The organism is Streptomyces sp. NPDC027962 (assembly GCF_055566095.1).
On the sequence record NZ_JBVHTA010000043.1, the window covers coordinates 1 to 12,041 of the forward strand.

Here is a 12,041-nt window from a genome sequence, read left to right on the forward strand (position 1 = left end):
TACTGCAGGGGGGACCCTGTGGGAGAGTAGGACGCCGCCGAACAATTATTGTGGGAAAGCCCCGCACCCTCGAGGTGCGGGGCTTTTCCGCGTTTCAGGACGTCTTCACCAGCCGGGTGTCGTACGCCAGGATGACCGCCTGGACCCGGTCCCTGGCTCCCGTCTTCGCCAGAATGCGGCTCACATGGGTCTTCACCGTCGATTCCGCCAGATGCAGCCGGCTCGCGATCTCCGTGTTCGTCCACCCCTGGCCGATCACCGTCAGGATTTCCCGCTCCCGTTCCGTCAGCCTTGCCAGACGCTCGTCGAGGGAAGGCGACGATGCTCCCGGGCCGGTGTCCGGGAGATGCTGGACGTATGTGTCGAGGAGGCGGCGGGTGAGGCTCGGGGCCACGACGGCGTCGCCGCCGGCCACCGCGCGGATGCCCGAGAGCAGTTCCTCGGGCAGCGCGTCCTTGATGAGGAATCCGCTGGCGCCGGCACGCAGACCCTTGTACGCGTACTCGTCGAGGTCGAAGGTCGTCACGATCAGGACGCGGGTGCGGGCGCCGGAGGCGACGATTCGGCGGGTTGCCTCGATACCGTCGAGGCCGGGCATGCGGATGTCCATCAGAACGACGTCCGGGTGGAGTTCCGCCGCTGCGCGCACTGCCTCTGTACCGTTGCCCGCCTCGCCCACCACCGTCATGTCGTCCTGGCTCTCCAGGAGCATCCGGAAACCGAAGCGCTGCATGGGCTGGTCGTCGGCGATGAGCACGGTCGTCATTGGTCGGATTCCTTCGGGATGTGGAGGTGAACGCGCCAGCCTCCGGGAGGCCGACGCAGCGGACCGGCCTCAAGTGTGCCGCCGTACATGCTGGTTCGTTCCCGCATCCCGGCCAGCCCGCGACCGGCAGCGACCGATCCGGCAGAAGCACCGGCACCGGCACGGACACCGGCGCCGGCACGGACACCGGCGCCGGTGTCCGTGACCGTGGCTGTCACGCCACCGCTCCCGTACGCCACCTCCACCGTCGCCGTCGCCCGCGGTCCCCCGTGCTTCAGGGTATTGGTGAGGGCTTCCTGCACCACCCGATAGACGGCGAGCTGGCGACCCGCGGGGAGGGCGGCGGGACTGCCCTCGACGGCGAGCCGCACGGACAGGCCCGCCGCCCTTACGCCCTCGACGAGTTGGTCAAGGTCGGTCAGGCCGGGCTGCGGGGCGAGCTCGGCGGCAGCCGGGGTGTCGTCGCGCAGTACGTCGAGCAGTCGGCGCAGCTCCGTCAGGGCCTGGCGGCTGGTGGTGCCTATGGCCTCGAGTGCCTGGGTGGCGCGTCCGGGGGAGGTGGCTGCCGCATAGGCACCGCCGTCGGCGAGGCCGGTGATGACGGAGAGGTTGTGGCCGATGATGTCGTGCATCTCCCGGGCGATACGGGTGCGTTCCTCGGCCGCCGCGAGCCGGGCCTGCTGATCGCGTTCGACCTCGAGCTGCCGGGCCCGCTCGACCAGGGAGGCCGTGTACTCCTGACGGGAGCGCACCACGAGGCCCAGCAGCGCGACCAGGGCGAAGCTGTACAACATCGGCACGAACTGCTGGTCCCAACTTCCCACCGGGTAGAACGTCGCCCCCACGGCGAGCGGTACGAGCACCGTGCCGAAGCAGACCACCAGGGTGCGCAGCGGCAGGCGCAGCGCGATGTGGAACACGGCGATCATCTGGAGGAACGACGCCTGCAGATGGGCGCCGCTCGCGCCGTTCGCCAGGGAGAACGGCAGCATCAGCAGCAGCACGGCGAGCGGGTGGCTGCGCCGCCACAGCAGGGGCGCGGAGAAGCCGACACTCATCGCGACGACGAGCCACAGCGGCACGTCAGGGTTGAAGGCGACGTTCCGCCAGCCGCCCGCCGCATCCACCGCCGCGGCGAGCACGCATGCGCCGGTGAGGTGAAGGTCCCAGACCATTGGGCGGCGGTCGTCGAAGGCGCGCAGTCGCGCGGTCAGGCGTTGCAGCCGGTGTGTGAGTGGCTGGGCGCCCGTCGACCAGCCCTCCGGAGCAGGGCCGGCCGTCGGGCGGTGGTTCTGCTGGGCCATGCGCACTCCCACATCCTCGTACGGCAGCTCGGGGTCAGACGTCCCGGCGCCTGAGCATCGCACCGGCGACGGACAGTGTTCCCGCCGCCCAGAGGGCCAGTGCGAGCAGTGCCGCTCCCGGGGAGGCGGCTCCCGGCACGGCCTCGGCGGAAGTGAGGGCTTCCAGCGCATTGACCGGGAAGTACTCCACGGCGTCCGCCACGTCGTCGGACGGGATCATGGTGATCACCTCGGGGAGGACCATGACGCCGCCGATGAACGCGCCGATGGCTCCCGGCACCGACCTCAGCAGCGCGCCGAGCCCCAGAGCGATGAGCCCCAGCAGCGTGAGGCCGGCGGAACTGCCCACCAGGGCGCGGACCACGCCCGGGTCGCCGAGTGACGACTCCTGGTCGGTGCCCGCGAAGAGGAGTTGTGCGGCGGGGAAGGTGACGAAGGCCGTGACCAGGGTGACGGTGAAGGTGACCGCTCCGAAGACGGCGGCCTTGGACCACAGGACCGGCAGCCGGCGCGGCACGCTGGTCATGGAGGCGCGGATCATGCCGGTCGAGTACTCGCCCGCGGTGACGAGGATGCCGAGTACGGCGAAGGCGATCTGCGCGAGCTGGAGCCCGATGAGGGTGAGAACGACGATGTCCACGTCATCGTCTCCGCCGCCGGTTTCGTAGGTGCCGCCCATGAGCAGACCGATGCCGAGTGTCAGGGAGCTCGCTGTCAGCAGCGTGATCCAGGTCGATCGCAGCGTCCACAGCTTGTGCCATTCCGAGCGTAGGACGTGTGCGGAAGTCAGCCGGTGCTGTGCGGGAGTCAGCCGGTCCGTGCTCATGCTGCGGCTCCTTCGAGCGTGTCGGCTCCTGCGTCAGGAGCAGTCTGGTACTCGACCGCGTCGTGTGTCAGGTCCATGAAGGCCTGCTCCAGCGAGGCGGTGACGGGGGTGAGTTCGTAGAGGGCGATGCCGTGCGCGGCGGCGGTGCGGCCGACTGTCTCGCTGTCCGTGCCGCGTACGAGCAGTTCGCCCGGACCTGCCCCTTCGACGTCGACGCCCGGGCCGGCGAGGAGCGCGGCGAGCGAGCCGGCCTCGGGGGAGACAACCTTCACGGCCGAGGCGCCGGAGTCCCGTACGAACGCTTCGACGGTCGTGTCGGCGAGCAGTCGGCCGCGGCCGATGATGACGAGGTGGTCGGCGGTGAGCGCCATCTCGCTCATGAGGTGGGAGGAGACGAGGACCGTGCGCCCCTCGGCGGCCAGGGACTTCAGCAGGGTCCGGATCCAGAGGACGCCTTCCGGGTCGAGGCCGTTGACCGGTTCGTCGAGGAGGAGTGTCGCCGGGTCGCCGAGCAGGGCGGCCGCGATGCCGAGACGCTGCCCCATACCGAGGCTGAAGCCCTTGACCCGCCGTCCTGCCACGCCGGTCAGTCCGGTCAGTCCGATGACCTCGTCGACGCGGGCCGCCGGGATGCCATGGGTGTGGGCGAGGGCGAGCAGATGGTTGCGTGCGGTGCGGCCGGGATGGATGGATCGGGCCTCGAGCAGGGCGCCGACCTCCCTGAGCGGTGCCGGGTGAGCGCTGTAGGGGCGTCCACCGATGGTGGAGTGGCCGTGGGTCGGGGCGTCGAGGCCGAGGAGCATGCGCATGGTCGTGGACTTGCCGGCGCCGTTCGGTCCGAGGAAGCCGGTGACGGAGCCGGGCCTGACGGTGAAGGTGAGGTCCGTGACAACGGTCTTCGCGCCGTAGCGTTTGGTGAGTTCGACGGCTTCGATGCCGTGGGGCCTGGTCATGTTCCCGACGCTACGGAGCAGGGGACGCCCGGGCGTCCGACCGGAGTCGGCAGCGGTGCGCCGGGCGTAGTACCGGGGTACGACGGGGAAACGGCGTTGCCCGGGGGCGCAGCTCAGGGCCAGTATCAGGGGATGGAATACGTCATCCGGCGCGTGCGTGCCGAGGAGTGGGCCCAGGCGCGGGACCTTCGGCTCGCTGCCCTCCAGGACCCTCTTGCCCCGATCGCGTTCTACGAGTCGTACGAGCAGGCCGTCGCGCGGCCCGACTCCTTCTGGCAGGAGCGCACTTCGTCCGCCGCGGCCGGGGTGGACGTCGTCCAGTTCGTCGCAGAGGGGCCGGACGGCCGGTGGGACGGCACGGTGTCCGTGCTCGTCGAGCACAAGGGCGAGTCGCGTATCGGGAAGCCGGCACCGGTCGAGCAGACGCATGTGGTGGGGGTGTTCGTGCGCGCGGAGGCGTTGTTCCGGACCGCGCTGGAATGGTCGTGGGAGCGTCAGTCGCCGCCGGTCGAGCGGGTGCGGCTGCTCTTCCACTCGGACAACACGAGGGCCGCGGCGCTCTACCGCAAGATCGGTTTCGTCCCGAGCGGTGACACGGCGCCGGTGCCGGACGACGAGATGGCGCTCGAGTACGAGGTCCGGCGGTAGCGGCAGGCCGACAGCCGGGCGGTGCTGCCGGGGAAGCCGACTGACGCTCTCAGGACAGCGGCAGCGGCTCGGACCAGCGGGCGCGGGCCTGTTCGGCGGAGCGGAGCAGGACGACGGCGGGCATGCCCCGGTCCTGGCCGGTCGCCAGCAGTTCGGGAAGGAGGGGGAGCGGGGCGACGGCCGCGACGTCGTCGAGCACCAGGGCCATTGGTGGGTCGAGCCGACCGTCGGATGACCGTGCGGCCATGCGGCGGCCGTGCTCGACCACGTCTGAGGCGAGTGCCGTCAACAGAGGCATCGCTCCGGGGTGGGTGCGAGGGTCCTCGATCGGTTCACCCACCACATAAAGGGTGCCCGCTTCCTTCACGAATGATTCCAAGGCGAGCGAATCGGTTTTGTTCGGTGCGCATGCCTCACGGATGTGGACCGAGGAGAGCGCCGAGAAGGCACGCACCACCAACTGCTGGGCGACTTCACGCCGTTGCGGATGGCCGGTGAGCGCCGACTCGAGCAGACCGGCGAGTCCGGCAGTGGCCCTGGGATGCGTGCGGAGGATGCGTACGGGTTCGTGGGCGCCGCTGCCCTGGGCCCAGCGGTGGACCTGGCGGAAGGGGCGTTTGTCCACGGCAGCGGCGTGCAGCCAGCAGCGTAGGAGCGTTTCCGCGGTGTCCGCCACGGCGGTGTCGATGACCGCCCTGGGGCGAACGGGAGCGAGGAGAGCAGTCGCGCGGGCGGCGGCGGACCGGTCGTCCTCACAGTGGGCGGTCGGCGACCAGTGCAGGCGGGCCGGTGTGTCGCACAGGTGCTCGGGGTCGTAGACGAGCACAGGGCCGAGCTTGGCGCGGGCGTTCTTGGTCTCGGCCCACACCGTGGGGTCGGAGGTGACGACGAGCGCGGGACCCTCGGCGTCCAGGAGCGCCTGGAGAGCGGTGGGGCGCCGGGTGGCGGGGTCGCCGTACAGCACGCGGGGCGTACGGGCGCGGGGCGCGGGGACGGTGGCGAGCGGCGCTATGGGGGGCGGCGCTGCGGGCGGGAGTCCGTCCGCCGGGGGCGCGGTGGCCGGGGCAGGAGCCTCGTGGACCGCCTCCAGTACCGCCCCGGGGCCGGGTACCTGCTGCTGTGCGACGGGCCGATCCTGACTGCCAGGCACGCGAGGCCGATACGGCTCCGCCTCCGGCTCGCGTTCCCCCTTGCGTACGTCCCTGCCCTCCCGCGCCGCGGCACGGACCGCGCGCCAGCGGGCCACCGTGCCGAGCGTGAACACGGTCAGCACGATCAGTACCATCAACTGGCCGATCAGCAGGCCCCAGAACAGCCCGTACCCGGAGAGCTCCGCGGGCGGGGTGGCGGGCCAGGCACCGGCCAGGTCGTGCGGGGCGGAGACCAGTGCCCGCATCGCCGCGGGTGTGTTGGTGAAGGTGACGCCGGCCGGCCACGCGCCGTGCGCGAACAGGCCCGCGAGGCCCGTCGCCGACCACATGAGCAGCGTCAGACCGAGAAGGAAGCCGAGCAGCCCGACCAACAGGCCGTCGGGTACGCCCCCTTCGCGCCCACGCTGCTCCCGGCCCCGTTCCTGACGGCTGCCCTCGTACATCTCACGCCACCGTCGACTCTGACGACTCGTCCAACTGCTTTTGTTCGATCAGCTGTGCGCGCTGCTCCGCCTCCCATTCCGCGGCCTGGACGTGCTCGGGCACCGCGGGACCCGAGGACTCCGTCATGGCGCGGTCGGTGAAGACGAGTGGTCGCTCCGCCTCGGTCACCAGGTGTTTGACCACCTGGACATTGCCGTTGACGTCCCACACGGCGATACCGGGCGTGAGCGTCGGGATGATCTCGACCGCCCAGCGGGGCAGCCCCAGTACCCGGCCGGTGGCCCGGGCCTCGTCGGCCTTCTGCGCGTAGATCGTCCGGGTGGACGCCATCTTGAGGATGGCCGCCGCCTCCCGCGCCGCGGCACCGTCCACCACGTCGGACAGGTGGTGCACCACCGCCACGAACGACAGGCCCAGCCGGCGCCCGAACTTCAGCAGTCGCTGGAAGAGCTGGGCGACGAACGGACTGTTGATGATGTGCCAGGCCTCCTCCACCAGGAAGATGCGCTTCTTCCGGTCGGGGCGGATCCAGGTGTGCTCCAGCCACACGCCCACGATCGCCATCAGGATCGGCATCGCGATGGAGTTGCGGTCGATGTGCGACAGGTCGAAGACGATCAGCGGCGCGTCCAGGTCGATGCCGACGGTGGTCGGCCCGTCGAACATGCCGCGCAGGTCGCCGTCGACAAGCCGGTCCAGGACCAGCGCCACGTCCAGGCCCCAGGCGCGGACGTCGTCTATGTCGACGTTCATGGCCTCCGCGGACTCGGCTTCCGGGTGCCGCAGTTGCTCCACGATGTCGGTGAGGACCGGCTGCCGGTCGGTGATGGTCTCGTTGACGAAGGCGTGCGCCACCTTGAGTGCGAAGCCGGCCCGCTCGTCGAGGCCGTGGCCCATGGCGACCTCGATGATGGTGCGCAGCAGTGCCAGCTGCCCGGTCGTGGTGATCGACGGATCGAGCGGATTGAGGCGGATACCGCCGTCGAGGGCGGTCATCGGGTCGAGCCGGATGGGAGTTATTCCCAGCTCCTGTGCGACGAGGTTCCACTCGCCGACGCCGTCCTCGCCCTGCGCGTCCAGCACCACCACCTGGCGGTCGCGGAACCGCAACTGCCGCAGTACGTACGTCTTCTCGAGCGCCGACTTGCCGTTTCCGGACTCGCCGAGCACCAGCCAGTGCGGGGCGGGCAGCTGCTGCCCGTACAGCTGGAAGGGGTCGTAGATGTATCCCTTGCCGCTGTAGACCTCACGGCCGATGATCACGCCCGAGTCGCCGAGGCCAGGCGCGGCGGTGGGGAGGTAGACGGCCTGGGCCTGGCCCGTCGACGTACGGACGGGCAGGCGGGTGGTCTCCACCTTCCCGAAGAGGAAGGACGTGAAGGAATCCGTGAGGACGGACAGCGGATCTCGCATCACACGGGCCCCTATCGGCGGATGCCGGTCGCGAACGGCAGGGTGTTCACAAAGGCCCTGTGGTGCTCGCGATCGCACCACTCCAGCTTCAGGTACGACTTGCCGGCCGAGGCCCTGATCGTGCGCTTGTCCCTGGCCAGGGCCTCGGGCGAACGCGACGACACAGTGATGTACCCGACGAGGTTGACCCCCGCCGCACCGCTCGCGAGATCTTCACCCCGCTGGTCGAGCCGACCGTGCGCGGCGATGTCGCGAGGGTCGACGGTCCGGTTCATCTTGGCGGCGCGGCTGGCGTCCGCCTCGTCGTGGGTCTTCTCGGTGAGCATCCGCTCGATGGCGACCTCGGTGGGCTCCAGATCCATGGTGACGGCGACCGTACGGATCACATCGGGGGTGTGGACGAGCAGCGGGGCAAGGAAGTTGACGCCGACGGGGGTCATCGGCCACTCCTTCACCCACGCGGTGGAGTGGCACCAGGGGGCGCGGGTCGACGACTCGCGGGTCTTGGCCTGGAGGTAGGTGGGCTCGACGGCGTCCAGCTCGGCCGGCCAGGCGTTCCGTTTTGTCATCGCCTGGATGTGGTCGATGGGATGGTCCGGGTCGTACATGGAGTGGACGAGGGAGGCGAGCCGGGACTGGCCCAGCGGCTGCCGTACGCGGATGTCGGCCTCGGCGAGCCGGGCGCAGATGTCGGTGAGTTCGCGTGCCATGACGACGGCGAGACCGGCGTCCTTGTCGAGCCGCTTGGCGCCGGATGCGTGCCGGGCGGCACGGGCCATGGTGTGCGCCTCGGCGGCCAGGTCGCGGGAGTAGTGCATGCAGGCGACCAGGTAGGCGCGGTGCTGCTCGCTCGAGGTCGACACCATCGACTGCAGCTGCTCGTAGGACTGCTGGAGCCAGGCGGGCGAAGCGGCGTTGCCGCGCTGGGCGACGTCCTTGGCGTGCGCGTCGGGGTCGGCGGGGAGCGTGCGCGCCAGCATCTGAAGGCGCGTCACATAGCCGTCCCCGTTGGCGACGTGCTTCAGCAGCGTGCCGAAGCGGTCGACGAGGGCCTCCTGGTCCTCGCTGTCCCGCAGCCCGACACCCGGGCCCTCGATCTCGATCGCGGCGGTGACCGTACGGCGGTCGGCGTGCAGCAGTACCGCGATCTCGTCCGGGCCGAACGGCGCGGCCAGCCAGTTGATACGGCCGATGCCGGGCGGCGGCCCGACCTCGACCTCCCGGCCGTCGAGCCGGGTGCCCGCCTCGACGGCACCGGAGCGGTAGAGCGTGCGGCCGCCGCGCAGCGAACGCTTGTAGCTGCGGTTGATCTCGAACCATTTGTAGAAGGTGCGCTGTTTGTAGGGCACGTACACGGCGGCGAGCGCCAGCATCGGGAAGCCCATCAGCAGGACGATCCGCAGGGACAGGACGGGGACCAGCAGCCCGCTCATCATGCCGAGGAACGCGCCGGCGATGATCAGCGCGATCTCGCCGGTCTCGCGGTTCTTGCCGATGACCGCATTCGGCCGGGCCCGGCCGATGAGGTACGTGCGGCGGGGCGTGATCGGTTGGGACTGGGTCGTCAACGCCGGCCACCTCCTGTGCTGTTGCGATTGCTGTGCGGGGTGCCACTGGTCGGGGCGCTGTTACGCGGCGCGGGCGCGGCGCCCGGGTTCGCGGTACGGCTGCTGTGGGCGGCCACGCCGCCACTGACGGCGTTGGCGGGGCGGGCGCCGGCCCTCTCCCCGCCGGTGTTCTGGTTGCCGCGGGTGCTGTGCGTCTTGATGCCCTGCGACACGAGCGCCGCGGGGGAGCTGATGACGGCGGCCGCCTTGCTCTCGGCGCCGTTCTGGATGCGGTTGTTGCGGGACGCGGCGATCTCGTCGCCGAAACCCGGGACGAACCGGTAGATCATCGCGGAGGCGAAGATGGCGAGGAGGATGATCGCGAGCCCGGAGACGACGGCGGAGAACGAGTTCGGCCCGTCGTCGGCGGAGAGCGCGCCCGCGAGGCCGAGCACGATCACGATCACCGGCTTGACCAGGATGATCGCGATCATGATCCCGGCCCAGCGGCGGACATGCCCCCACATGTTCTTGTCGACGAGCCCCGCGTAGACCACGACGCCGAGGAGCGCCCCGACGTACAGCAGCACGGCACGGATGAACAGCTCGAGATAGAGCACACCGGCGGCGAGGATCGTGACGAGCGAGACGACGATCAGCATGATCGGCCCGCCGCCGATGTCGTCGCCCTTCTTGAGCGCGTCGGCGAAGTTCCCGAAGAACATGTCCGTCTGATCGGACGAGCCGCCCGCGATGACCTCGGTGACGCTGTCGGTGACCGAGACGATCGTGAAGAGGATGAGCGGCGTGAACGCGGACGCGAGAACGGTCAGCCAGAGAAACCCGATCGCCTCCGAGACCGCGGTCATGAACGGCACGCCCCGGATCGCCCGCTTGGCGACGGCCAGCAGCCACAGGATGATCGTGAGGATGGAGGCGGCGGCGAAGACGATGGCGTAGTGGGCGAGAAAGGTCAGGTTCGTGAAGTCGACGGTCGCGGTCGACTCCACGGCCTGGGACAGCTTCCCGATGGTCCACACGGCGGCGTCGGCGCAGCCACGGGCGAGGGAGGACAGGGGGTCGAGGGCGGCGGTGGGGTCGTCGAGGGACGACCGGCCGGGGTTGGCGGGGCCTTCGCCGTCGTCGCAGTAGTCGCGGGCGGGGCCATGGATCAGGTCGCAGGGGTCGTTGCTCCGGTCGGGCTCCGGGGTAGGGCTCGGGGCGGCAGGCGCGCGGGCTGCCAGGGCGATGGCCGATCCCTGGACCGTTGCCAACATGGTGCCGATCGAGATCGCGCGGCGTCGTGTACTACCGGGCATACGTGAACCCTCCGTACCCATTGACTGCGCCAGCGATCTCTTCGGCGCTGGACGCCCTGTCGTCGCCGCCCACAGGAGCGGGGCCGTCCTTCTGGGAATGGGTGACGGCTTTCCAATCGCCATTGACCCATGCCAGTTCCATCGTGATGGTGAACCAGCCGTCGGTGACAGGGTTTGTGGAGCCTTCTCCGGCGAGCCCGATCAGTCCGGTGCACCAGACCTCGACCGTCGCCTTGGCACTTGAGAAGCCGGTTACCTTCGTCCCGACCGGCGAAGTTCGGGAGATGAAGGTGAAGCCGGCGGGCGTCGAACCATCCTCGTTCAGCCCCACGTTCTGGAAGAACGAGGCTGAGTAGGCTTTGTCCAGCGTGACCCGGAACTGGTCCACTGCCGTAGGCGTGATGACGACGGCAAGGGTCTGGTCCCGCTTAGCCTTGTCGAACATGTCGGCGGACCCCAACGCCACCGCGTAATTCGCCGCCGCGCTCTGCGCCCCCTGCTCGTCCCGCGCGTACCCCGTCGGGATGCCGCCCGCGTTGCCCTTCACCGGGCGGACGCCCGTCGGGGCCGTCGGCTGGGCCGACGGGCCCTTGCCGCCGGACTCGCCGGACGCGCCGTCGTCCGCGCCGCCCCCGCCCTGGTTGGCGAAGGCGATCGCTGCGATCAGCAGGACCACCACACCCACCACCGTGATGAGCGACCGCGAGCCGCCGCGCCCGGTGCGCCGTGCGCCGCCGTAGACGTCGGTGTCGGTGTTGCCCGGGAGGCGGGTGCGGGTCTGGCCCGAGCCGCCGAAGTCCTCGCTCGTACGGCCGCCCGGCGCGCCGCCGTAGCCGTGATCGTCGCCGAGGCTCATGTCGCCCAGGCCCCCTCAACCAGTGGTGGACGTACTGCTTGCCGCGTCGGCGCGGTGTGGTGACTCGACATCAGGGAGACGCAACCTCGAACGGTGGGCCCGGGCGTGCCCGGAGAGGACTGACGGGCGCTTAGACAGCCATCCCGTAGACGATGGTGAACAAGGTCCCCAGTGAGCCGATGATGAAGACGCCGGTCAGACCGGCGACGATCAGGCCCTTGCCCTGTTCGGCGCTGAACGTGTCGCGAAGTGCCGTCGCGCCGATGCGTTGTTTGGCCGCGCCCCAGATCGCGATGCCGAGGCACAGGAGGATGGCAATGGCCATCACGACCTCGATCATCACTCTGGCCTCGTTGCCCAGGCTCCCGAACGGCCCCCAGTTCGGGGCGATTCCGCCGATGATGGTGGTGATGTCGCCTTTTTCGGCTGCCAGGATCATGTAACTCACCGCCCCTGTTGGGTTGTTCGCCGCCCACGCCCCTCGGCACGGGCCTGGTTCTATCTTCGCTGATGAAACCGCCCGCGTAAGCCGACTTGGAGGGTCTCTTTACCCGATCTCCGCACGTATGACCGAACCGGCCGCCCTGACCTGCGGCGGCGCGTCCCGTGTCCGTGCGAGTGTGTGCATGGTTACTCTGTGTATCACGGGGTGTGACTTCGGGCAATGACTGTCGTTGTTCCACCTTTGGGGTGGTTCGTGCCGGGCATGACGACGGCGGGGGGGGGGGGGGGGGGGGGGGGGGGGGGGGGGGGGGGGGGGGGGGGGGTTGTCCGCGTCGTAGTCCGTGGACCGGCCCTCCACATCACTACCCCG

General features: G+C 70.1%; 11 protein-coding genes. 1 reads left to right on the top strand and 10 read right to left on the bottom strand.

The window, feature by feature from the left end:
• Nucleotides 1-94: 94 nt before the first annotated feature.
• Genes ACZ4SA_RS29990 through ACZ4SA_RS30005 form a run of 4 tightly spaced genes read right to left on the bottom strand, consistent with a single transcriptional unit; the run spans nt 95 to nt 3,849 of the window.
• Complete coding sequence (locus ACZ4SA_RS29990) at nt 95-766, bottom strand: response regulator (protein ID WP_468280745.1); 672 nt, start codon at nt 764-766, stop codon at nt 95-97.
• Nucleotides 763-2,070: a sensor histidine kinase gene (locus ACZ4SA_RS29995; protein ID WP_468280747.1), complete on the bottom strand. Its 1,308-nt coding sequence runs from the start codon at nt 2,068-2,070 to the stop codon at nt 763-765. Before ACZ4SA_RS29995 ends, ACZ4SA_RS29990 begins: the two co-directional genes overlap by 4 nt.
• Before the next feature lie 34 nt (nt 2,071-2,104).
• Entirely contained in the window at nt 2,105-2,896 is a 792-nt protein-coding gene (locus tag ACZ4SA_RS30000; RefSeq protein WP_468280749.1) for an ABC transporter permease, read from the bottom strand.
• Nucleotides 2,893-3,849, bottom strand: a complete 957-nt coding sequence (locus ACZ4SA_RS30005) for an ABC transporter ATP-binding protein (protein ID WP_468280751.1) — start codon at nt 3,847-3,849, stop codon at nt 2,893-2,895. The genes ACZ4SA_RS30000 and ACZ4SA_RS30005 overlap by 4 nt, the downstream gene beginning before the upstream one ends.
• A gap of 132 nt (nt 3,850-3,981) precedes the next feature.
• Between ACZ4SA_RS30005 and ACZ4SA_RS30010 the strand changes: the two genes are divergently transcribed.
• Nucleotides 3,982-4,497 (top strand): GNAT family N-acetyltransferase, encoded by a 516-nt coding sequence (locus tag ACZ4SA_RS30010; protein ID WP_468280753.1) that lies wholly within the window; start codon nt 3,982-3,984, stop codon nt 4,495-4,497.
• A 49-nt stretch (nt 4,498-4,546) separates the two neighbouring features.
• Here the strand turns inward: ACZ4SA_RS30010 and ACZ4SA_RS30015 are convergent, their stop codons facing one another.
• The 6 genes from ACZ4SA_RS30015 to ACZ4SA_RS30040 form a co-directional block, all read right to left on the bottom strand.
• Complete coding sequence (locus ACZ4SA_RS30015) at nt 4,547-6,091, bottom strand: type VI secretion protein (protein ID WP_468280755.1); 1,545 nt, start codon at nt 6,089-6,091, stop codon at nt 4,547-4,549.
• Between the two features lies 1 nt (nt 6,092).
• Nucleotides 6,093-7,505: an ATP-binding protein gene (locus ACZ4SA_RS30020; protein WP_468280757.1), complete on the bottom strand. Its 1,413-nt coding sequence runs from the start codon at nt 7,503-7,505 to the stop codon at nt 6,093-6,095.
• Nucleotides 7,506-7,516: 11 nt separating this feature from the next.
• A complete protein-coding gene (locus tag ACZ4SA_RS30025; RefSeq protein ID WP_468280759.1) occupies nt 7,517-9,073 on the bottom strand; it encodes an SCO6880 family protein in 1,557 nt (518 codons plus the stop codon).
• Nucleotides 9,070-10,371 (bottom strand): hypothetical protein, encoded by a 1,302-nt coding sequence (locus tag ACZ4SA_RS30030; protein ID WP_468280761.1) that lies wholly within the window; start codon nt 10,369-10,371, stop codon nt 9,070-9,072. Before ACZ4SA_RS30030 ends, ACZ4SA_RS30025 begins: the two co-directional genes overlap by 4 nt.
• Nucleotides 10,361-11,227, bottom strand: coding sequence for a DUF8175 domain-containg protein (locus tag ACZ4SA_RS30035; RefSeq protein WP_468280763.1), 867 nt, complete (start codon nt 11,225-11,227; stop codon nt 10,361-10,363). The genes ACZ4SA_RS30030 and ACZ4SA_RS30035 overlap by 11 nt, the downstream gene beginning before the upstream one ends.
• Before the next feature lie 130 nt (nt 11,228-11,357).
• Complete coding sequence (locus ACZ4SA_RS30040) at nt 11,358-11,666, bottom strand: hypothetical protein (protein ID WP_005315450.1); 309 nt, start codon at nt 11,664-11,666, stop codon at nt 11,358-11,360.
• Between the last annotated feature and the right edge of the window lie 375 nt (nt 11,667-12,041).